This window comes from Pseudorhodobacter sp. E13, assembly GCF_003991405.1.
In the GTDB taxonomy this organism is placed as follows: Bacteria; Pseudomonadota; Alphaproteobacteria; order Rhodobacterales; family Rhodobacteraceae; genus Pseudorhodobacter.
The window spans coordinates 183,907-205,818 of the sequence record NZ_RPEN01000159.1 but is presented as its reverse complement, the minus strand read 5'-3'; the positions used below and the strand labels follow the sequence as shown (position 1 = coordinate 205,818).

Genomic DNA, 21,912 nt, shown 5'->3' with positions numbered 1-21,912 from the left:
CCCGCTTCTGAGCCGTTTCAGGGCTGCTTTGCCAGCAACCCGCCCAGATTGGCAGCCACTTGCTTGGCATCGGCACTTTGCGCGCCCAAGGCTTTTTCCAGCACCGACAGCGCCTCGCGGAACATCGCTTCGGCCTCGGCCTTACGGTCGCCGCTGGCCAACAATTGCGCCAGATTGTTCAAGGCGCGGCCATAATCGGCATCGGCCTTGCCAACGGCACTTTCGGTCAGCGTCAGCAATTCGCGGTAAAGCCGCTCGGCCTCGCTGTCCTTGCCGATGCTGCGCAGCGCGCTGGCAATCCGGTCCAGACGGCTGCGAAATTCCGGGTGTTCGGTCCCAAGGGCCACGCGGCTGACCTCAATCGCCTCCAGATACAGCGGCAGTGCTTCCTCATTCTTGCCAAGGCTGCGGCGCAGGTCGGCCAAGGCCGCGATTCGCATGGCCAGATCGGGATGGGTCGGGCCAAAGGCCTGACGCGTGGCCTTGATCGCGCTGTCATACAGCGGCTCTGCCTCGGCGGCGCGGCCGGTGGCAACCAGCAATTCCGCCAGATTGGACAGGCGCGTCGCGGTTTCAGGGTAAACCCCATCGGGGGCGGCGCGGTCAATCTCGATCGCTTGGCGATAGATCGGTTCCGCCGCCTCGGCATAGCCCGCCGCGCGCAAAACAGCGGCCAGATTGTTCAGCCGTTTGGCCTGTGCCTCATCCTTGCCGCCCGTGGCCTTTTCGCCCACGGCAATCGCCTCACGCAGCAATTTCTCGGCATCGGCGGGCTTTTGCGCGATCAAAAAGGCTTGGGCCACTTGGCCAAGCGCCTCTGCCCGCTCGGCGCTGACCTCGCCATATTCGGCAAGCGCGCTTTGCAGCACGACCTTGGACAGTTGCAGCGCGATGTCTTTTTGGCCCAGTTGGATGGCAACAGCTTGTGCCGCCTTGGCATAGGCATGGCGCGTATCCAGATCCGCCGCGCGGCGGAAAAAGCCAAGCGCCGTGCCGGTATCGCCCTGCGCCATAGCAATGCGGCCCAAACCATAGGCGGCCTTGGCGGCGCGGCGGATATCGGCCTCCGCCTGTTCGCGCAGCGCGGCGAAGGCAGGGGCGGCGTCGGCGATATTCCCGGCCTCCAGCGCGGCTTGCGCGGCCTCGGCACCTTCCGGCGCGCTCAGGCCATAGGCCTCTTGCAACTCGGCCAGCAGCGCCCGGTCTTCGGTTGCTTGCTTCAGTGTTGCACCGGGCATGGCCAGCGCGCGCGCGGTCAGATCAAGCTCGCGCAGCAGGGCCGCGCGTTGCTGCGGGGTTTCCGCCTTTGGCAGCGCCTCACGCGCCTTGGCCAGACGGGCGCGCAGCGGCTCGGTAATCTGCGCTTCGGTCAGGGGCGCAAGGCTTGCCGTATCGGCTGCGGCTTGGGTGACAAGATCGGGCATCGGATTTCCTTCCATCTGGTGCCAGCCCAGAACGGCGGCAACGGCCAGCGCCGATACCAGAATGCTCGGAACAAATAGCTTGCGCGCCATGGGCATGGTCCTTTGAAATAACTCTATCAAAACGTCGCCTAACCCTAACCGAGACTTCTGCCCCCCTGCAAGGCCGGAACAGGCTGGACGGAGGCCCCTGAAATCGCACAGGGTGGGCGCAGGCCGTGCCCAGTTTGACCACCCCACCAAGAAAGCCCCGACCCTATGCGCCTGCTAATCTCCTTTGCCGCCCTGTTCCTGTCGGTCGTGCTGCTGCAACTGGGGTCGGGCGGGGTGGCGCCGCTGGATGCGATTTCGGGCGGGGTGCTGAATTTCACCACCGCACAGATCGGGATATTGGGTTCAGCGCATTTTGTCGGGTTTTTTGTGGGGTGCTGGTGGGCGCCGCGCCTGATGGGCGAGGTGGGCCATTCCCGCGCCTTTGCCGCCTTCATCGCGGCGGGCACCATCGGGATATTGGCGCATATGCTGGTGATCGACCCCTATGCCTGGGCCGTGATGCGGGTGGCCAGCGGGATTTGCATCGCGGGCTGTTACACGATTATCGAGGCGTGGTTGCAGGCCAAGGTGACGAATGAAACGCGGGGGCGGGCGATGGGCACCTACCGCGTGGTGGATATCTGCGGCAGTCTGGGCGCGCAGATGATGATCGCGGTGCTGGAGCCTGCGTCCTATGTTTCCTACAACCTTTTGGCATTGCTGTGCTGTGCGGCGCTGTTCCCGCTGACGCTGACCAAGGCCGAGCCGCCCGAAACACCCGTCACCCCGCGCCTGCGCCCCCGTCTGGCGTGGGAACGCTCGCCGCTGGCAGCCGCAGGGGTGATTGTGTCGGGGGTCACGGGGGCGGCGTTTCGCATGGTCGGCCCGGTTTACGGCATCGAGGTGGGGCTGCGCGCCGACCAGATCGCGCTGTTTCTGGCGGCCTTTGTGGTGGGGGGCGCGCTGGCGCAAATACCGGTGGGCTGGCTGGCCGATAAATACGACCGGCGCGGCGTGTTGATCGGGTTGTCCGTGGCCGGGATTGCGGCGTGTTCAGTGACCATCTTTCTGTCAGGCGCGGGCACGGTGGCGGTGTTCCTGTCGGCCGGGTTGTTCGGCTTTGTGACGATGCCGATCTATTCGGTATCCACCGCCCATGCCCATGATTTCGCCACCTCGGCAGAGCGGGTGGAGCTTTCGGCGGCGCTGATGTTCCTTTACGCCGTGGGGGCGATTGCCAGCCCCTATCTGGCGTCGGTTGTCATTGAATATTTCGGGCCTTCCGCGATGTTCCTGATGATCGCGCTGGCCCATGTTGTGCTGATCATTTTCGGGATTGCCCGGATGCAGGCGCGACCCAGCCCCGAAGCCAGAACCGCCTATACCTATGAGCCGCGCACCTCATTCTGGGTGGGCCGCTTGCTGGGCCGGGGGCGCGACCGCAAGTAAGTTTGCCGGGGCGGTGCATGGCTTGGCTGATGGCGATGGATATTTGGACCGGAAAGAAAGCAGCGGGCGGGACGGGACTAAAACCCGTTGCGCAAGGCGTAGATGGTGACGATCCCCGCCAACATTGTCAGCGGCAAAGAGCGGGTGGCGATGGCGATAGCAAGGGCGGCGGCACCTGCGATCCATTCATTCACGCCGCCATTGATCAGTTGCAGCGTGACCAATGCGGTGATCAGCGTGCCGGGCAGCGCCTTGAGGCCCCGCGCAATTGGCCCCGATTGCGGCAGCGCCGCGCCAAGGTAATAGCCGCCCAAGCGGATGACCAGCGTGGCGGCGGCAAGGCTGGCAATCAGCAGCGTGACCTCAGACATCGCGGCCCCCAAAGGCGGCGACAGCCGCGCCCAGCACGCCACCTGCGACCAAGGCCCAAGAGGGCTCCAACGTGGTGCCAAGGCGCAGGGCGACAACGGTGGCGGCAGCCACCAGCCATGGCGCGGCATCGCGCCGCCCGCGCCACAGCCCGCGCAGAATGGCGATGAAGGCGGCGGCAAAGGCGAAATCTATTCCCAAGGCGCGCGGTTCGGGGATGGAATGGGCAAAGCTGGCCCCCGCCACGGTTGCCGCGATCCAAGCCGCGAACACGCCAAACCCTGCGCCGACCAGATACCAATAGCCCGCAGGCCGCCCCGCCGCACGGGTGGCATGCAGCAGCGCCCAGCTTTCATCGGTGGTCAGATGCACGCCCAAGGCCACCTTCCAGAACGGCTGGCCCGCCAACACATCGCGCAGGCTGGCCGTGATCAGCACCATCCGCAGGTTCAGCGCGATGCCCGCCACCAATGCCGTCAGCGCCGTCGCCCCGGCGGCAAGCCGTTCCACCGCCACGAATTGCGCCGATCCGGTGAAAACCGTGGCCCCCATGATCCCGGTTTGCAGCCCGTCCATGCCTGCCTGTGCCGCCAGCAGCCCAAAGGCCAGACCATAAAGCGCCACGCCAAGCGCCAGCGGGGCGATGTCGCGCAGACCTTGGCGGAATTCGGCGGGCAGGGGCATGGGGCGGGGTTCCGATTTTGCGGCGGTGATAGGCGGCAAGGCCGCAGATGGTCAAGCCCTGCGTGCGAGGGTTCTGGCCCTCGGCTTTGGCATGGGTTAAACGGGGGCAATCTTTGCAAGGGGCAGCGTTCATGGCCAGACATCTTATCACCTCCGCGATTCCCTATATCAACGGGATCAAACATCTGGGCAACCTTGTCGGCAGCCAGTTGCCCGCCGATCTTTATGCGCGTTACCTGCGGGCGCGCGGGCATGAGGTTTTGTTCCTCTGCGCCACTGATGAACATGGCACGCCTGCCGAGTTGGCCGCCGCCAAGGCAGGCAAACCGGTGGCCGAGTATTGCGCCGAAATGCATGCCGTGCAGGCCGAGATTGCGCGCGGCTTCCGGCTGTCTTTCGACCATTTCGGCCGCTCCTCCAGCGCGCAGAACCGGGCGTTGACGCAAAGCTTTGCCAAGCGGCTGGCCGAACAGGGCCTGATCCGCGAAGTGGTGGAAAAACAGATGTATTCCGTGGCCGATGGCCGCTTTTTGCCCGACCGCTATATTGAGGGCACCTGCCCGAATTGCGGGTTTGAAAGCGCGCGCGGCGATCAATGCGACAATTGCACCAAGCAGCTTGACCCGGTGGACCTGATCAACCCGCGCTCGACCGTTTCAGGCTCTACCGAGTTGGAGTTGCGGGAAACCAAGCATCTTTACCTGCGGCAATCCGACATGCGCGCGCAGTTGCAAGACTGGATCGACAGCAAAGCCGATTGGCCGGTGTTGACCACCTCCATCGCGAAGAAATGGCTGAACGATGGCGACGGGCTGCAAGACCGTGGCATCACCCGTGATTTGCAATGGGGCGTGCCCGCGCAGTTTGACGGCGCGCCATGGCAGGGCATGGATGGCAAGGTGTTCTATGTCTGGTTCGATGCGCCCATCGAATATATCGCCTGCGCGCAGGAATGGGCCGAGGCGACGGGGGGCGACTGGCAACGCTGGTGGCGCACCGATGCGGGCGCGCAGGATGTCACCTATACCCAGTTCATGGGCAAGGATAACGTGCCGTTCCATACCCTTAGCTTCCCCGCCACGATCCTTGGCTCGGCAGAGCCGTGGAAGCTGGTGGATTACATCAAATCCTTCAACTACCTGAATTACGATGGCGGCCAGTTCTCCACCTCACGCGGGCGCGGGGTGTTCATGGATCAGGCGCTGTCGCTTTTGCCCGCCGATTACTGGCGCTGGTGGTTGCTGTCACATGCCCCCGAATCCTCGGATGCCGAGTTCACATGGGAGAATTTCCAGCAATCCGCCAACAAGGATCTGGCCGATGTTCTGGGCAACCTTGTCTCTCGCGTCACCAAATTCTGCCGGTCCAAATTTGGCGAAACGGTGCCAGAGGGCGGCACATGGGGCGCGGCCGAAGATGCGCTGATCGCCGAGGTGGAAACCCGTCTGCGCGCCTATGAGGCGTATATGGAGGCGATGGAGGTTCGCAAAGCCGCGATCGAACTGCGCAGCATTTGGGTGGCGGGCAACGAATACCTGCAAGCCGCCGCGCCGTGGACCGTGGTGAAAACCGATCCGGCGCAGGCGGCGGCGATGATCCGCCTCGCGCTGAACCTGATCCGGGTTTATGCGGTGATCTCGCAGCCCTTCATCCCGGATGCGGCGGCCTCGATGATGGCGGGCATGAAAACCGACGATTGGTCATGGCCCAATGATCTGCGCGCGGCGCTGGGCGCCTTGCCCGTTGGCCATGTGTTCGAGGTGCCAGAGGTGCTGTTCCGCAAGATCACGGATGAAGAGCGCGCCGAATGGCAAGCGCGTTTCGCCGGGGTGCGCGACTGATCCGCTAGGGCGCGTCGATTGGGCGGTCGCGGTGCCGCAAGGCGCGCAGGCGGGCGCGATGTGCCTGTTCGATATGGTCACGCATCAGGGCCTCGGCCTGCGCGCCATCACGGGCGCGCAATGCCTGCAACACCCGCGCATGTTCGGCCACGGCATCGGCGGCGCGGGTGGCATCCATCAGCGTTGATTGCCCAATGATCAGCAGGGTTTTTTGCAGTGATTGCACCGATTTGATCAGATAGCGGTTCTTGGCGGCATCCAGCAAGGTCATGTGAAACTGCCGGTTCAGCACATAGGCCGCCCGGCCCGAAGCCCGGCTGAGTTCGGCATTCAGCGCTTCCAGCTCATCCAGTTCCAGCTCGGATGCGGCGCGCGCGGCCAGACGCGCGGCGGTGCCTTCCAGCACGGTGCGCATCTCATACAGCTCCATCACTTCGGGGTAATCCAACTGCCGGATGGTGGCCCCCTGGCGCGGGATATGGGCAACCAGCCCGTCTGCCTCCAGCTGCCGGATGGCCTCGCGCACCGGGGTGCGGCTGATGCCCAACCGCTCGGCCAGTTCGGTTTCCCGCAGCCGGGCACCGGGGGCCAGATCGCCGCGCGCAATGTCTTCCAGCAGGCGCTTATAGGCCGCCCCGCCTTGCGAGCTGTCTTCGCTGTCGGGCAGATCGGGGGAAGGGGGCATCAAACACCTGCTTGCAATTTGTATCCACATGTATACAAGGGGATGCGATGATGTGTCAATGTGCACCCCTTTGGCAGAAAGATACCCATGACTAGCTGGAAATCACAAGCCATTGGGCGCGGGCAAACCCTTCTCTTTGCTGCCCCAGGGGTGGCGGTGTTTTATCTGCTGGGCTTGCCACTGCCGTTTCTGTTCGGGCCCATGGCCGCCTGCCTGATCGCGGCGCTTGCCGGGGCCAAGCTGCGCGGCATGGGCGAGGTTTCGGTTGCCGCGCGCACCATTCTGGGCGTGGCGGTCGGGGCCTCGATCACACCCGACCTGATCCACCAATTGCCACTGATGGCGGCCTCTGTGGCGCTGATCCCGTTCTACATCGCGCTGATCGCGCTGATCGGTGTGCCCTTCTTTACACGGGTGTGTGGCTTTGACCGGGTCACGGCCTATTACGCCGCGATGCCCGGCGGCTTGCAGGATATGGTGATCTTTGGCGAGGCAGCAGGCGGCAATGTGCGCACGCTGTCGCTGGTGCATGCCACCCGCGTGCTGATCATCGTCACGCTGGCCCCGATCTTGCTGACCCAGATTTACGGCGTAGCGCTGAACAACCCGATTGGTGCCCCCGCCGCCACCATCCCTTTGCAAGAGATTGCGCTGATGGTCGTGGCCGCCCTTGTCGGTTGGAAAGGGGGGGAGCGGTTGGGCCTGTTCGGGGCCTCAATCCTTGGGCCGATGATCGTGGCGGCGGTGTTCTCGCTGACCGACCTTATCCATATGCGCCCGCCAAAAGAGGCGATTCTGGCGTCGCAATATTTCATCGGCATGGGGATCGGGGTGTATTATGTGGGCGTGACCCTGCGCGAATTGCGGCAGGTCGTGGCCTCGGGTGTGGCCTTTGTGCTGCTGCTGGCGGTGCTGGCGGCGCTGTTTACCGAACTGGTCACGCTGACGGGCCTTGCCCCCCCGGTCGAAGGATTCCTTGCCTTTGCCCCCGGCGGGCAGGCCGAAATGACGGTGCTGGCGATTGTGGCCGGGGCTGATCTGGGCTTTGTCATCACCCATCACCTGACCCGGATCATTCTGGTGATAACAGGCGCACCACTGGCCGCGCGCCTGTTCGGGGTGACAAAGCCGAAGCCATAGCCGCGGGCTGTCAGTCTTCCATCGCGTTGATCATATCCACCCGCGTCGCATGGCGGCCACCTTCAAAATCGGCATCCAGAAACGCGTCAACGATATCCAGCGCAAGCCCCTCGCCCAGCACCCGCACGCCCATCGACAGCATGTTCGCGTCATTATGCTGGCGGATCATCCGGGCCGAGAATGTGTCCATACACACACCGCAGCGAATGCCCTTGACCTTGTTCGCGGCCATCATGATGCCTTGCCCGGTGCCGCACAGAATGATGCCAAACCGACACTCGCCCGAAGCAACCGCCTGCGCCGCCGCTGCGCCATGCTGCGGGTATGGCGTGCTTTCCGGGGTGGTCGGGCCAATATCCACCGCCTCCCAGCCGCGCGCGGTGATATGGGCGGCGATCTTCTGGCGCAGATCAATGGCGGCATGGTCACTGGACAGAACGATACGCTTGTTGGTTGTCATGGCAGGGGCTCCCGGTTTCCAAGGCTGATTGGCGGCGCTTGGAACAGGTGTTCAGCCGTTTGTCAATTCGCCCTGAAGCCGCGCAATCCTGCCCGCCAGCCGGTCGGCCAATTGGTCCAGCCCTGCCTCATCCAGGCTCTCCGCACGGAAATCCTCCAGCGGTGGGGCGCTGCGGGCGCGGTGCTTGGCATAGCGCGGATCGTAATGCCGGGCCATCAGATCGGCGGCCAAAGCCTGAAACGCGCCAGTTTCAGACAGGGCTTGCCACGCGGCAATCTGCTCGGCGGCATGGGCAGGCTTCAACCGCGCGATCACACGGCCAAGCCGCGCAGGGTCCGTCACCAGATCGGCATAGGCCCGCACCAGATAGGCGGCCCGCGCCTCCACCGGTGCCGAAATTGCCAAGCGTGGCGCGGTTTGCATCGCCTTCCACAGGCTTGCGGGCAAACGGCAATTCCCCACCTTGGAACTTTCCGCCTCGACCACCAGCACCTGCGCGGGGTCATAGGCGATCAAAGCCGCGGCCAACGCGCTTTCAAACGCCTTCTGGCTGGGTTGCCCGCCTGCCAGCGCACCAAACAAGGACCCGCGATGATGCGCCAAACCTTCCAGATCCAGCACCTGAACCCCACGCTGCGCCAGCCGCGCCAGAAGCGCGGTCTTGGCCGATCCGGTATTGCCATCCAGCACAACCAGCCGCCCGGCAAAGGGCTGATGATACAGCGCCTCCACCACCAAGCCGCGATAGGTTTTGTAGCCCCCGGCAACCAGCTCCACCCGCCAACCAATCTGCGCCAGAATCGAAGCGAAAGAGCCTGACCGCTGCCCCCCGCGCCAGCAATAGACCAAAGGCCGCCAACCGCCGGGCTTATCGGCCAGAACGCCTTGCAAGTGCCGCGCCGCATTGGCCGCCACCAAGGCCGCGCCCACCTTGCGGGCGCGAAACGGGCTGTCTTGCTTGTAAATCGTGCCCACCTGCGCGCGCTCGGCATCATCCAGCACGGGCAGGTTGATCGCGCCGGGAACGTGATCCTCGGCAAATTCCGACGGCGCGCGCACGTCGATGATATCATCGAAGCCAAGCGCCGGAATCTGTGAAAGCGAGGTAAGGGTCAATGCCATTCCCCAGACATAGCCTACCCGCCGCACGGCGAAAAGCCGCCATCTGCAAAGCCCACCCCGCCGCGCGCGATTGATCGGGCGCACAGCGCCGCATAGGCTGCTTGCATGCGATACCTGCTTTTATGCCTCTTGGCCTTGCCCACAGCCACCCTGGCCGATCCCGCTCTGATCGCCGCCGCGCGCGGTCAGGTGGGCGTCACAACGACCTATGACCCCAGCTACCAAAGCCTCGCCTTTCCCGGTGGCGATGTCACGATGGATCGCGGTGTCTGCACCGATGTGGTGATCCGCGCCTTGCGGGCTGGCTGGGGCATTGATCTGCAACTTGCCACCAACCGCGACATGAAAGCGGCGTTCAGCGCCTATCCCAAAACCTGGGGGCTGCACACCACCGACCGCAACATAGATCACCGCCGTGTGCCGAACCTGCAAACCTTGATGACACGGGTCGGGGCCGCGCTGCCACTCAGCTCTGATCCGGCGCAGTTTCAGCCCGGTGACATCGTCACATGGATGCTGCCCGGCAACCTGCCCCATATCGGCATCCTGTCAGACCGCAGCACAGGCGCGCATCCTTTGGTGCTGCACAATATCGGCGCCGGCGCGCGCGAAGAGGACCGCCTGTTCGACTTCCCCATCACCGGCCATTTCCGCATCAGCGAAACTGCACGGCAACGTCTGAAAACCCTCGGCACGCCCTGATTTCATCTTGGTAAAAAATACCTCCGCCGGAGGCTCCCCAAACCAGCCACAGCGCCGGTCAGAACCCTGCCTCGCAGCGCGCCAGCAAGGCCGCCAACATCGCCTCGCAGCGTTCCAGTTGCGCGATCTCGATGAATTCATCCGGCATATGGCCCTGTGCCATCGCGCCGGGGCCGCAGACCACCGTGGGCAGGCCAAGCCGCTGCGCAAACATACCGCCTTCGGTGCCATAGGCCACTTTCAGATGCGCATTGCCCCCCGTCAACCCTTTGACAAAGCTGACAACATCCGCATCCGCCGCGGTGCCAAGGCCGGGGTAATCCCACAGCCGCTCGATCCGGATCGCCGCTTCGGGGAACGCACCGCGCAAAGGGGCGACAATCGCTTCGGCGGCGGCCTCCAGCTTGGCAATCAACCGCGCCGGGTCATCCCCGGCGAGTGAGCGGATTTCCATATCAATCACGCAGGAATGGGCCACCACATTCACCTGCACCCCGCCGTTGATCTTGCCGACATGTAAGGTGGTATAGGGCACGTCATAATCCGTATCAAACGGCCCTTCCGCCGCTACGCGCGCCTGCAACGCCCGCACGGCGGCGGTAAAATCCATCGCCAGATGGATCGCGTTCAATGCCTGTGGCGCGGCCGAAGAATGTCCCGCCCGCCCCGTGCAATGGACGCGCAGCGCCACCTTGCCCTTATGGCCAATCGCGGCCTCAAGGCTGGTGGGTTCGCCCACGATGCACAGGCGCGGGCTCACGGGCCATTCGGCCATCGCGTCGATTATCGACCCCACACCGCGACAGCCCACTTCCTCGTCATGGCTCAGCGCCAAGATCAGCGGCACTTTCAATTCCCGCTTGGCCGCCGCCAACAGGCAGGCAATCGCGCAAGCGTCAAAACCCTTCATATCGGTGGTGCCGCGCCCGTATAGCCGGCTGCCTTCCTGTGTCAGGGCAAAGGGCGGGCGCGTCCAGTCCTGCCCTTCCACCGGAACCACATCGACATGGCCCGACAAAACCACCCCCGGCACATCGCGCGGGCCGACCACGGCGTAAAGATTGGCTTTCTCGCCTGTCTCGTCAAAGATCAGGGTGCTTTCAATCCCGGCCTCGGCCAGCACCCCTTCGACAAATCGCATCAGGGGGATGTTGGTCATATGGCTGACGGTTTCAAACCCGATCAGACGTTCAAGGATGGCCCGCATGTCCATTTGGAAAACTCCGCTTCATCTTTTGCCGTCATAGCGCAGGACCGCCGCCGATGGCACCCCCAACAGGCCGAAGGCGCAGCGCTGTCAATCCTGCGCGCGCAACACCTGCGCGGGCCGCGCCTTCAGGGGCCGCCAGACAAAGGCCAATCCGGCAAGCAGCGTCGCCAACACCCCGCCCGCCACAATCGCAAGGGCTGAGATTGGTTCAAAGATGAAGGCCACCTCCATCACGAAACGCATGACAGCCCAAGCCGCCAGCGCGCCCGCCGCAATGGCCACCACACCTGCCGCAGCCCCGGTCAGGGCGGCACGCAGGGCAAAGCTGCGCATGATCTGCGCACGGCTGGCCCCAAGGGTTTTCAGAATCGCGGCTTCATAAATGCGCGATCGTTCGCCCGCCGCCGCCGCCCCGATCAGCACCACAAACCCTGTCAGCAAGGTCGCCCCCGCCGCCCAAGCGGTTGCCGTGGCAATGGCCGACAGCGCGTCCGACACCCGGTTGATCGCATCGCGCACCCGCACGGCGGTGATATTGGGGTAAGCCCCCGCCACATCTCGCAGCAATTGTGCCTCGGCCGCCTCATCGGCATAGACGGTGGCAATATGGGTATGGGGTGCCCCTGCCACGGCACCGGGGTTCAACATCATCACAAAGCCCATGCCACCCGTGGAAAAATCCACCTCGCGGAAGCTGGTGATCTCGGCCTCGATATCGCGGCCAAGGATGTTGACGGTGATCTTGTCCCCCAGTTTCAACCCGATCTCATCCGCCTCCTCCTGCGCAAAGGAAAGCTGCGGCGGCCCGGCGTAATCGGCAGGCCAGAAGGTGCCACCCGTCAGCGTGGTATCTTCGGGCAGGGTGGCGGCATAGGTCACGCCACGATCGCCGCGCACCACCCAATGCTCGCCCGCCACCTCGCGCGCATCCACCCCGTTGATCTGGGTGACAACACCGCGCAGCATGGGCGAGCTTTCGACCTTGCTGACAGCCGGGTCGTTGCGGGTGCGGTCCAGAAAGCCGTCAATCTGGTCATTCTGGATATCGACAAAGAAGTAAGATGGCGCAACGCTGGGCAAATCGCGGTCAATCGCAGCGCGCAGGTTGGCGTCAATCTGGCCCACAGCGGCCAGCACCGTCAGCCCCAGCCCCAGCGACAAGATGACCGAGGCCGCCTCATCCCGCGGGCCACCGATGGCGGCCAAAGCGGCGCGCAGACCAACCCGGCCCCGCGCAAGGCCGGATCGTGCAAGCGCGCGCGCCGCAAAGCGCAGGCCCAAAGCCGCCAGCCACAAGATGCACAGCGCCGCCACAACCCCCGCCGCCGACCACAGCGCCAAAAGCATCAGCCCTGAAAGCCACGCGGCCCCGCCGATCAGCAGCACCACCAGCAGCGCCATTGCCGCAAGATGCACCCAAGACGGCCAGGCCACCCGGCCTTCGCCGCCGCGATACAGCACCGCCGCGCGCACCTTTTGCACCCGCGCCAAGGGCCAGAGTGTGAACAGCAGCGCCGTCACCACGCCGTAAAACGCGGCCTCCAGCAGCGGCGCAGGGTAAAGCCCGAAGGCCACCGGAAACGGCAAAGAGGCTTTGATCAGCGGCGACAAGGCCAAGGGCACACCCGCGCCCAAAATCAACCCCATGGTCACGCCCAACAGCGTCAGCGCGCCAATCTGCATCAGATAGGTCTGAAAGATCATTCGCCCGCTGGCCCCAAGGGTTTTCAGCGTGGCAATCGTGGCGATCTTGCTGTCCAGATAGGCGCGCACCGCGGCCGAAACCCCGACGCCCCCCACGGCCAAACCCGCAAGCCCGACCAGCACCAGAAAAGACCCGATGCGTTCGACAAACCGGGCCACACCCGGCGTCGCGCGGCGGCTGTCAGACCAGCGCAAGCCCTTGTCGCGAAACGCCTCCTCGGCCTTGGCCTTGGCGGCATCAAGGTCGGTTTCAGGCGGCAACAGCAACCGATATTCGGATTCGAACAGACTGCCGGGGCCGATCAGGCCCGACTGCGCAAGGCTTTGCGTCAGCACCATCGTGCGCGGGCCAAGCCCGAAGCCCCCGGTGGCGCTGTCCGGTTCTGTCACCAGCACCGCCGACAGCCGAAAGCTTTGGGTGCCCATGGTAAACGCATCGCCCACAGCCAGCCCCAAACGGTCCACCAGCACTCGGTCCATCACCGCACCGGGCAGCCCGTTTTCCGTGCCAAGCGCCTCGGCCAGCGGCAGCACCGGGTCCAGTACCACAGCCCCCACCAGCGGATAGGCGCTATCTACCGCCTTCACCTGCGTCAGCGCGCGGTCATCGCCCACCACCGCCATCGAGCGGAAATCAATCACCTCTGACGTGGCAACGGCCATCGCGTCCATGAAGGCGCGTTCGTCTTCTGTGGCGGTGCGATAAGTGAATTCCATCTGCGCATCGCCACCCAACAGCGATGCCCCTTGTTCGGCCAACCCACCCTCAATCGCGGCGCGCACCATGCCGACAGCGGCAATCGCCGCCACGCCAAGCGCAAGGCAGGCCAGAAACACGCGAAACCCGGCAAGGCCCCCGCGCAATTCGCGGCGGGCCATCTTGGCAGCAAGGCGCAAACTCATGCAGCACCCGATTGGGCAATTGCTTCGGGGGCCGATGTATCAATCCGCCCGTCATTCAGCCGGATAATGCGCGAGCAGCGCTCGGCCAGTTCGGGCGCATGTGTCACCATGATCAGCGTTGCCTCGTGCCGATCACGCAATCCGAACAACAGGTCCATGATCGCCGCACCGTTCTTGCCATCCAGATTGCCCGTCGGCTCATCCGCCAACAGGATCGCGGGACGGGGGGCGGCGGCACGGGCCAGTGCCACGCGCTGCTGCTCTCCGCCTGACATCTGGCTGGGGTAATGATCCATCCGCGCACCAAGGCCCACGGCGTTCAACTCTGCCTCGGCGCGCCCAAAGGCATCTTCCACCCCGCCCAATTCCAGCGGCAAGGCCACGTTTTCCAAGGCGGTCATCGTGGGAATAAGGTGGAAAGATTGGAACACCACCCCCATATGATCCCTACGAAAGCGTGCAAGCTGGTCCTCATCCATCGCGGTCAGGTCATGGCCAAGCGCCTGCACCGACCCCGATGTCGCGCGCTCCAGCCCGCCCATCACCATAAGGAGAGATGATTTGCCCGACCCCGACGGCCCGATCAGCCCAAGGCTTTCGCCGCGCTGGACCTCCAGTGAAATGCCGCGCAAAATGGAAACCGGGCCCGCATTGCCCGCAAGCGTCAGCGCTGCATCGGTCAGCGCCAGAATAGGTGTCGTCATGAAATCTGCCCTTCGGTCTTGCCTTACCCCTCCATATGGGGCGGTGCGCGCAATCCGCAACGTTGTTTTTACGTCGATTTTCGGCTTTTCCGTCGCAGGGGCCGCGCTTGCCGCCGATCTGCCGCGCATTTTGGCGCTGGGGGATAGTTTGACAGCAGGCTATGGATTGCCGCAGGACGAAGGCTTTGTGCCGCAACTGAACGCGTGGCTGGCAGGGCAGGGCGTGCAGGCCGAGGTGATCAATGCAGGCGTGTCAGGCGATACCACAGCAGGCGGCGCGGCGCGGCTGGAATGGTCGCTGGCAGACGGGGCGCAGGCGCTGATCGTCAATCTGGGCGGCAATGACCTGCTGCGCGGTCTGCCCCCGGCGGCCGCCCGCGCCAACCTGACCACGATCATGGATATCGCCAAAGGCCGGGATTTGCCGGTTCTGCTGGTCGGTATGCAGGCCCCCGGCAATTTCGGCCCCGATTACAAGGCCGAGTTTGAGGCGATCTACCCCGACCTTGCCGCGCAATATGGCGCGCTGTTCCTGCCCGTCTATTTCGCCCCGATTGCCACCGCCGAAGGCGGGCTGGACCCGGCCTTCATGCAAGCCGATGGCATCCACCCCAATGCAGAAGGCGTGCAAAAAATCGTGGTGGCGATGGGGCCAAAGGTTCTGGAATTGTTGGAAAAGATCAAACCCTGACGGAACACCGCTTCAGGGTTGCTTGGCCTCCGGGTTGCTGAACTCGGCTTCGATGATAATCTCTACCCGGTCCGATACGCCAAAATCGCTGTCAGGCGCGGGCACACCATAGCCGATGCCGAAGGCAGATCGCAGCAAGTTGCCCGTGGCCGAAAACCCGATGCGCGCGCCGCCCGGATCAAAGCTGTTCGCGCCATAGCCGCCGTTGAAGACCGTGGCCAGAACCACCGGCGCCGTCACCCCGTGCAGCGTCAGATCGCCTGTCACATCGGCGGTATTTTCCCCGGTCCGGGTGATTTTGGTGCTGATAAATTCCATCTGCGGAAATTGCGCGGCATCCAGAAACTCTGGCCCTGCCAAGACCGCATTGAAATCAAGCCCCGCGTCCGGGTAATGCGTTTCAACCGAGGCCGGGTCCACCGTCACGCGCAGGGCCATCGCCTCTGGTGCCGCAGGATCAAACTGCAACTCCGCGTCAAACCGGGTAAACATCGCGGTGTATTTGGAAATCCCAAGGTGATCGACGCGAAACAAAAGCCGCGCATGGCCAAGGTCCAGCGTGTAATGGCCCGCAGGCGGGGGCGGCAAATCCTGCGCGCGCAAGGGCGCGGCTGTCAGGCCAAAGGCGATCACCGCCGCAAACAGCCAATTCATCAGATGCTTCTCCTTGCCGACCACGCAGGGCCGCAGTTTTTCAGCTTCCAAGCGGGAGTCAATCGGCAATCCGTCTGGTCAAACGGGTCCCGTTAGCTATGATCCCCCAAATCCTGACGGAGCCGCAGATGACCCTGATCGCTGACCTGACATCCCTTCTGGGCGCGGCCCATGTGCTGACCGGGGCCGACCGTGCCGCCCATATCGGCGATTGGACGGGCAAATATACCGCCGACCCAGTGGCCGTTGCGCGCCCCGCCACGACCGAGGAGGTAGCGGCCTGCGTGAAGCTGGCGGCCAAGCATGGCGTGGCGGTGGTGCCGATTTCCGGGCGCACCGGGCTGGTGGGCGGGGCGATGACGTGCGGCGGCCTGATGATCTCGACCGAGCGGATGAACCGCATCCGCGAAATCCGCCCCGAGGCGCGTATTGCCGTGGTCGAGGCGGGCGTGATCCTTGACCGCTTGCACGAAGCCGCCGAGGCGCAGGGGCTTTACTTCCCGCTGTGGTTCGGCGCGCGCGGTTCGGCCATGATCGGCGGTGTGCTGTCGACCAATGCAGGCGGGTCCAACGTGCTGCGCTACGGCTCCACCCGCGCGCTGTGCCTCGGGCTGGAGGTGGTGCTGGCCGATGGTCGCATCCTCAACCTGATGTCGGAACTGCACAAGGACAACTCCGGCTATGACCTGCGCGATCTGTTCATCGGGGCCGAGGGGACGCTGGGCATCATCACGGCGGCGGTGATGAAACTGGTGCCGCGCCCGCGCGCCTATGCCACCGCCACGCTGGCCGCGCGGTCCTTGCCCGATGCCTTGCTGCTGCTGAACCGCCTGCGCGAGGCGACAGGCGGCGCGGTGGAGGCGTTTGAATTCATGCCCGAAACCTATATGCGCCGTCTGGCCGAGGTGCGACCCGATATCCGCCAACCCTTTACCCCCCGCCAGCAGGTGAATATTCTGGTCGAGGTCGGCGCCACCGCCCCCCGCGACGCCACCCCCAATGACGCAGGCGAGGTGCCCGTGACCCTTCTGCTGCAAGAGGCGCTGGCCGAGATGATGGAGGCAGGTATGGTGCTGGACGCCGAGATTGCCCAATCCGAGGCGCAGCGCCGCACCATGTGGGAACGCCGCGAACTGGCCGCCGAAATCACCTTCGCCCGCAAACCCGCAATTGATACCGATATCGCCGTGCCGCTGGACAAGGTTGATACCTTCTTGCGCCGCATGGCCGCGCGCCTGCCAAGCCTCGATCCGGGGGCCGAAGATCTTTGCGTCGCGCATCTGGGCGATGGCAATGTGCATTACACCGTCTTTCCCACCCGCGATGACCCGGCGCTTTACGATCAGGTCGTCGCCGCGGTTGAGGATGAAGTGCAGGCGCTGCACGGCAGCTTTTCGGCAGAACATGGCGTCGGCCTGTCCAAGCGCGCCTCCATGGCGCGGCGCAAAGACCCGGTGGCGCTGGACGTCATGCGCAGCATCAAAGCCGCCCTTGACCCCGAAAACCGCATGAACCCCGGCAAAATTATCCCCGATCCTGCCTGAACCGCGCTAAGGTCGGAGCCAGCGCCCGCCACTCGCGCGACCCGCTCAACCGGGCCAATGGCGGCAACCAGCGCAGCCAGCCTGCGGTCACGCGCGCCTGCGCCCAGATACCGGGGGCCAGCCCGCGATAGGCCGCAATCGCAGCCTCTTGCACCTGTTCCGCCCGGTCTGCGGGCACCTGCAAACCATCCGCCATCAGACTATGCACAAAGACCATCAGGTCCAGTGCCAGCCCACGAGGGTCGGATTTGACCGGCGAAAACCGCTCCAGATCAATGAAATGCACAGCATGGCCATCCCAGCACAGATCGCGAATGGCAGGGCGACCATGGCGGTAGCTGGCCAGATGCAGCCGCGCCAGCGCCCCCCCCGCCGCCGCAAAGATCGGGGCCAGATCGCGCCCGGCATCACCGTCCCAAAGCAAGCTGCGCAGGGTCGGCCCCAGATCAGGGGTCACGAACCAGTCAGGCCCCGCCGCCAGAATGGGGGCGGCGGGCAAACCAACCTCGCCCAACAGGCGCAGCCCTTCCCATTCGCGCGCAAAACCCTTGGCCCCGCTGCCTTTTTGCAGCCGCATGCGGCCCGTCAACCGCTCGGCCCGTTTCAGCCAGACCTTGCGGCCATCGGGCAGGGGCAGCGCTTGGATGCGGTGATAAGGTCCGGCCAATGCGGCCTGTATCGCGGCCTCCAGCGCGGCCTTATCGCCAGTCAAAGAAACCCCTCGGCGCACGGCCCAACAGGGTTTGCGCCAATGCCCGGCCCAAACCCGGCCCATCGGCCACCGGGCCACGGATATCATCGGCAAGCGATTCCGACCCATCGGGGCGCAAAATCTCGCCCCGCAGCCACAGCGTATCGCCTTCCAGTAAGGCAAGCGCCGCAATCGGCGTTTCACAAGACCCGTCCAATTCGCGCAGGAAGGCGCGTTCGGCATTCACCCGCTGCCCCGTGGGGGTGCAATGAATGGCGTCCAGCAACCCGCGCACCCGCGCGTCATCCGCCCGCTGCTCCACCCCAATCGCGCCTTGCGCCACGGCGGGCAGCATCTCCTCCGGCTCAATGGCAGACCGCGCCACATGCGCCATGCCCAAGCGGTTCAGCCCGGCCATCGCGAGAAACGTCGCCACGGCCACGCCATCGTCCAGCTTTTTCATGCGCGTCTGCACATTGCCGCGAAATTCCACCAGCGTCAGGTCAGGCCGCCGCAAGGCAAGCTGCGCCCGCCGCCGCAAACTGGACGAGCCGACCACCGCGCCCTGCGGCAAATCCGCCAAGCGCGCCACACCGGGCGACACAAAGGCATCGCGCACATCCTCACGCGGCAAATAACATTCCAGCACAAGGCCGTCGGGCTGGATCGTCGGCATATCCTTCATCGAATGCACCGCGATGTCGATGGACCCCGCCAGCAGCGCTTCCTCGATCTCACGGGTGAACAGGCCCTTGCCGCCGATGTCCTTCAACGCGCGATCCTGAATCATATCGCCCGTGACCTTGATCACCACCACCTCAAACGCGGCTTCGGGCAGATCATGTGCCACCATCAGGCTGCGCCGCACCTCATGCGCCTGCCACAGGGCAAGCGGTGAACCACGGGTGCCAATACGCAGCGGTTGGGCGGGGGAGGGGGGTGCATTTTTCATGCCCCTTTCCTAGCCTCCCCGCGCCCCTCTTTCAACGGGGGATGATGTGTCATATTGACAAGCCCGCCCGATCTTGGAAGGCAAGGCGCAAGCCAAAGGAGAGCGATATGACCGACAAGACCATCCTGCGTGCGCTGCGCGGCGAAACCCTGCCCACGCCCCCGATCTGGATGATGCGTCAGGCAGGGCGCTATTTGCCCGAATATCGCGCAACGCGGGCGCAGGCCGGCGATTTTCTCAAACTGTGCTACAATCCCGATCTGGCCGCCGAGGTGACGCTGCAACCGATCCGCCGCTATGGCTTTGATGCGGCGATCCTGTTTGCCGATATCTTGCTGCTGCCCCAAGCGCTTGGCGCGGATCTGTGGTTCGTGACGGGCGAAGGCCCGCGCCTGTCCACCATCACCGATATGGCCGGGGTGCAGGCGCTGAAACCCACCGCCGATATCCACGAAACCCTGTCGCCAATCTATGAAACCGTGCGCATTCTGGCCCGCGAATTGCCGCGCGAAACCACGCTGATCGGCTTTGCGGGTGCGCCCTGGACGGTGGCCACCTATATGATCGCCGGGCGCGGCACCCCCGATCAGGCTCCGGCGCATAAGCTCAAAGACCATGACCGCCCGGCGTTTCAGGCGCTGATCGACCGCATCACCGATGGCACGATCGAATATCTCGATGCCCAAGTGAAAGCCGGGGCCGAGGTGGTGAAACTCTTTGACAGCTGGGCCGGCAGCCTCAAGGGGCAGGATTTCCACGATTTCGCGTTGCTGCCCGCCAAACGCATCATCGCTGCGCTGAAACAACGCCACCCCAACCTGCCCATCATCGCCTTCCCGCGTGAAGGCGGCGAAGGCTATATCGGCTTTGCCCGCGCGACAGGTGCCGATTGCATCGCGCTGGATAACTCTGTCACCCCGGAATGGGCAGCAGAACATGTGCAGGTGGATGGCTGCGTGCAAGGCAACCTCGCCTCACACCACATGGTCACAGGCGGTCAGGCGCTGGTGGATGAAACCCGCCGCATCGTAAAGGCTTTCTCCGGCGGCCCGCATATCTTCAACCTCGGCCATGGCATCACACCCGATGCCGACCCCGACAATGTCAGCCGCATGATCGACGCGGTGCGAGGTGGCTGACTGCGGATAGGTATTTGGACCAAGATGAAAGAGCGGTCAGTCCGCCTGCCTTCATCTATTTCCAAATATCCCGGGGGTCAGGGGGCAGCGCCCCCTTTGCTTCGAATAAGACTTGCGCGCAGCGCGCCTTTAGGGTCGTTTGACCAACGGACGACAATGGGGAGCGGGCATGCAAGACTGGTGGCGCAATTCAGTAACCTATCAAATCTACCCGCGCTCGTTTCAGGACAGCAGCGGCAACGGCATCGGCGATCTTCCGGGCATCACCGCCCGGCTGGATCATGTGGCCAGCCTTGGGGTCGATGCGATCTGGCTCTCACCGATCTTCACCTCGCCCATGGCCGATATGGGCTATGATGTCTCAAACTACACCGATATCGACCCGCTGTTCGGCACGCTGGCAGATTTTGACGCGTTGGTTGCCCGCGCCCATGCGCTGGGGCTGAGAGTCATCGTCGATCAGGTCATCAGCCATTCGTCGGATCAGCACCCGTTCTTCGTCGAAAGCCGCTCCAGCCGCGACAACCCGCGCGCCGATTGGTATGTCTGGGTGGACCCGCTGCCCGATGGCACCCCGCCAAATAACTGGGTATCGGTGTTCGGCGGCTCAGCCTGGGAATGGGATGCGCGGCGGCGGCAATATTACCTGCACAACTTCCTGACCTCGCAGCCCGATTTCAACTTCCACAACCCGGATGTGCAGGATTGGCTGCTGTCCACCATGCGCTTTTGGCTCGATCGCGGCGTCGACGGCTTTCGCCTTGATACGGTGAACTTCTACTTCCACGATCAGAGCCTCCGCTCCAACCCGCCCGACCCGCGCAACACCGCCGCGCCCAAGGTCAACCCCTATGACATGCAAGACCACCTCTATTCCAAGAACCGCCCGGAAAACCTTGCCTTTCTGGAACGCCTCCGCGCGCTGACCGATGAATACGAAGGCCGCGCCATGGTGGGCGAGGTAGGCGAATCCCGCCGCGCGGGCGAGATCATGGCCCAATACACCGCAGGCAACAGCCGCCTGCATATGGCCTATTCCTTTGATATGCTCGGCCCCGAATTCACCGCCGACCATTTCCGCCAAAAGATCGAAGGCTTCTATTCCGCCGCCCCCAATGGCTGCCCCTGCTGGAGCTTTTCCAACCATGACGTGATCCGCCACGTCACCCGCTGGCAAGACCACGGCGCACCAGACGCCTTGGCAAAACAAGCCATCGCCATGCTGATCGGGTTCGAAGGCTCGCTCTGCCTTTATCAGGGCGAGGAACTGGGCCAGACCGAAACCGATATCCTTTATTCCGAACTGACAGACCCGCCGGGTTTCAAATTCTGGCCCGATTACAAAGGCCGTGATGGCTGCCGCACGCCAATGGTCTGGGATGACAGCGCGCAGGCAGGCTTTACCACCGGCACCCCTTGGCTGCCGATCAAAGCCCCGCAAAAAGCCCGGAATGTGGCTGGGCAAGATGCCGAACACGCCACAGGCTCGGTGCTGGCGGCGTATCGCACAGCACTGGCGTTTCGCAAAGAAATCCCGGCGCTGCGCTATGGCAAAACCCGCTTTGCCAATCTGCCGGAACCGATTTTGGGCTTTTGGCGCGACGGCTTGCTTTGCCTTTACAACCTGTCTCCACAGCCCCAGCAGTTGCATGTCACCCAAGGTGCCGCGCTGACAGGCCCCCATGCGGCCGCGCTGTCTGGTGCAAAGCTTCAGCTTCCCGCCAATGGCTTTGCCTTCCTCACAGGCGCGACCGAGGTGAAACCGGGCTAAAGCAAAACGCTCCCCCCGGTTTCATCTTGGCAAAAATACCTAC

General features: G+C 64.0%; 20 protein-coding genes. 8 read left to right on the top strand and 12 right to left on the bottom strand.

The annotated features are described in order from the left end of the window. Positions 1-17: 17 nt before the first annotated feature. Positions 18-1,514 carry a tetratricopeptide repeat protein gene (locus tag EGN72_RS17100; protein ID WP_158623216.1) on the bottom strand — a complete coding sequence of 499 codons (1,497 nt, stop codon included), beginning with the start codon at positions 1,512-1,514 and terminating at the stop codon, positions 18-20. Positions 1,515-1,679: 165 nt separating this feature from the next. Between EGN72_RS17100 and EGN72_RS17095 the strand changes: the two genes are divergently transcribed. Further along, on the top strand, positions 1,680-2,903 hold the full coding sequence (locus EGN72_RS17095; RefSeq protein WP_127049804.1) for an MFS transporter: 1,224 nt from the start codon (positions 1,680-1,682) through the stop codon (positions 2,901-2,903). Between the two features lie 77 nt (positions 2,904-2,980). Here the strand turns inward: EGN72_RS17095 and EGN72_RS17090 are convergent, their stop codons facing one another. Both EGN72_RS17090 and EGN72_RS17085 read right to left on the bottom strand, forming a co-directional pair. After that, entirely contained in the window at positions 2,981-3,274 is a 294-nt protein-coding gene (locus EGN72_RS17090; RefSeq protein WP_127049802.1) for an AzlD family protein, read from the bottom strand. Beyond that, complete coding sequence (locus EGN72_RS17085; RefSeq protein WP_127049800.1) at positions 3,267-3,956, bottom strand: AzlC family ABC transporter permease; 690 nt, start codon at positions 3,954-3,956, stop codon at positions 3,267-3,269. The genes EGN72_RS17090 and EGN72_RS17085 overlap by 8 nt, the downstream gene beginning before the upstream one ends. A 131-nt stretch (positions 3,957-4,087) precedes the next feature. On the opposite strand from EGN72_RS17085, the gene metG reads away from it, so the two are divergent. Beyond that, complete coding sequence (metG, locus tag EGN72_RS17080; protein ID WP_127049798.1) at positions 4,088-5,797, top strand: methionine--tRNA ligase; 1,710 nt, start codon at positions 4,088-4,090, stop codon at positions 5,795-5,797. A 4-nt stretch (positions 5,798-5,801) separates the two neighbouring features. Here the strand turns inward: metG and EGN72_RS17075 are convergent, their stop codons facing one another. After that, positions 5,802-6,482, bottom strand: coding sequence for a GntR family transcriptional regulator (locus EGN72_RS17075; RefSeq protein ID WP_127049796.1), 681 nt, complete (start codon positions 6,480-6,482; stop codon positions 5,802-5,804). 87 nt (positions 6,483-6,569) lie between these two features. Between EGN72_RS17075 and EGN72_RS17070 the strand changes: the two genes are divergently transcribed. Then, positions 6,570-7,622 (top strand): AbrB family transcriptional regulator, encoded by a 1,053-nt coding sequence (locus EGN72_RS17070; RefSeq protein WP_127049793.1) that lies wholly within the window; start codon positions 6,570-6,572, stop codon positions 7,620-7,622. 10 nt (positions 7,623-7,632) lie between these two features. Here EGN72_RS17070 and rpiB read toward each other — a convergent pair whose 3' ends face one another. Further along, entirely contained in the window at positions 7,633-8,082 is a 450-nt protein-coding gene (gene rpiB, locus EGN72_RS17065) for a ribose 5-phosphate isomerase B (RefSeq protein ID WP_127049791.1), read from the bottom strand. Positions 8,083-8,133: 51 nt separating this feature from the next. Next, complete coding sequence (gene mnmH, locus EGN72_RS17060) at positions 8,134-9,204, bottom strand: tRNA 2-selenouridine(34) synthase MnmH (RefSeq protein WP_127049789.1); 1,071 nt, start codon at positions 9,202-9,204, stop codon at positions 8,134-8,136. Positions 9,205-9,339: 135 nt separating this feature from the next. Between mnmH and EGN72_RS17055 the strand changes: the two genes are divergently transcribed. Then, the gene (locus tag EGN72_RS17055; protein ID WP_233587172.1) at positions 9,340-9,906 is read left to right on the top strand and encodes a DUF1287 domain-containing protein; all 567 of its coding nucleotides are present in this window, start codon (positions 9,340-9,342) and stop codon (positions 9,904-9,906) included. Between the two features lie 58 nt (positions 9,907-9,964). Here the strand turns inward: EGN72_RS17055 and argE are convergent, their stop codons facing one another. From argE to EGN72_RS17040, 3 genes are all read right to left on the bottom strand, one after another. Further along, positions 9,965-11,113, bottom strand: a complete 1,149-nt coding sequence (gene argE / locus EGN72_RS17050) for an acetylornithine deacetylase (protein WP_199743785.1) — start codon at positions 11,111-11,113, stop codon at positions 9,965-9,967. 90 nt (positions 11,114-11,203) lie between these two features. Then, entirely contained in the window at positions 11,204-13,723 is a 2,520-nt protein-coding gene (locus EGN72_RS17045) for an ABC transporter permease (RefSeq protein ID WP_127049783.1), read from the bottom strand. Then, positions 13,720-14,427, bottom strand: a complete 708-nt coding sequence (locus tag EGN72_RS17040) for an ABC transporter ATP-binding protein (protein WP_127049781.1) — start codon at positions 14,425-14,427, stop codon at positions 13,720-13,722. The genes EGN72_RS17045 and EGN72_RS17040 overlap by 4 nt, the downstream gene beginning before the upstream one ends. Here EGN72_RS17040 and EGN72_RS17035 point away from each other — a divergent pair. Further along, a complete protein-coding gene (locus EGN72_RS17035; RefSeq protein WP_127049779.1) occupies positions 14,426-15,118 on the top strand; it encodes an arylesterase in 693 nt (230 codons plus the stop codon). The two genes, EGN72_RS17040 and EGN72_RS17035, sit on opposite strands and share 2 nt — an antisense overlap. A gap of 12 nt (positions 15,119-15,130) precedes the next feature. On the opposite strand, the gene EGN72_RS17030 is transcribed toward EGN72_RS17035, so the two are convergent. Further along, positions 15,131-15,772: a YceI family protein gene (locus EGN72_RS17030; protein WP_127049778.1), complete on the bottom strand. Its 642-nt coding sequence runs from the start codon at positions 15,770-15,772 to the stop codon at positions 15,131-15,133. 98 nt (positions 15,773-15,870) lie between these two features. Between EGN72_RS17030 and EGN72_RS17025 the strand changes: the two genes are divergently transcribed. Further along, the gene (locus EGN72_RS17025; RefSeq protein WP_233587171.1) at positions 15,871-17,316 is read left to right on the top strand and encodes an FAD-binding oxidoreductase; all 1,446 of its coding nucleotides are present in this window, start codon (positions 15,871-15,873) and stop codon (positions 17,314-17,316) included. On the opposite strand, the gene EGN72_RS17020 is transcribed toward EGN72_RS17025, so the two are convergent. Next, positions 17,297-18,028, bottom strand: a complete 732-nt coding sequence (locus EGN72_RS17020) for a serine/threonine protein phosphatase (protein WP_127049775.1) — start codon at positions 18,026-18,028, stop codon at positions 17,297-17,299. The genes EGN72_RS17025 and EGN72_RS17020 overlap by 20 nt on opposite strands. Then, positions 18,015-18,959 carry a hydroxymethylbilane synthase gene (gene hemC, locus EGN72_RS17015; protein ID WP_127049773.1) on the bottom strand — a complete coding sequence of 315 codons (945 nt, stop codon included), beginning with the start codon at positions 18,957-18,959 and terminating at the stop codon, positions 18,015-18,017. Before hemC ends, EGN72_RS17020 begins: the two co-directional genes overlap by 14 nt. A 107-nt stretch (positions 18,960-19,066) precedes the next feature. On the opposite strand from hemC, the gene hemE reads away from it, so the two are divergent. Further along, positions 19,067-20,098, top strand: a complete 1,032-nt coding sequence (gene hemE, locus EGN72_RS17010) for a uroporphyrinogen decarboxylase (protein ID WP_127049771.1) — start codon at positions 19,067-19,069, stop codon at positions 20,096-20,098. Between the two features lie 169 nt (positions 20,099-20,267). After that, positions 20,268-21,869, top strand: a complete 1,602-nt coding sequence (locus EGN72_RS17005) for an alpha-amylase family glycosyl hydrolase (RefSeq protein ID WP_127049769.1) — start codon at positions 20,268-20,270, stop codon at positions 21,867-21,869. Positions 21,870-21,912: the final 43 nt, after the last annotated feature.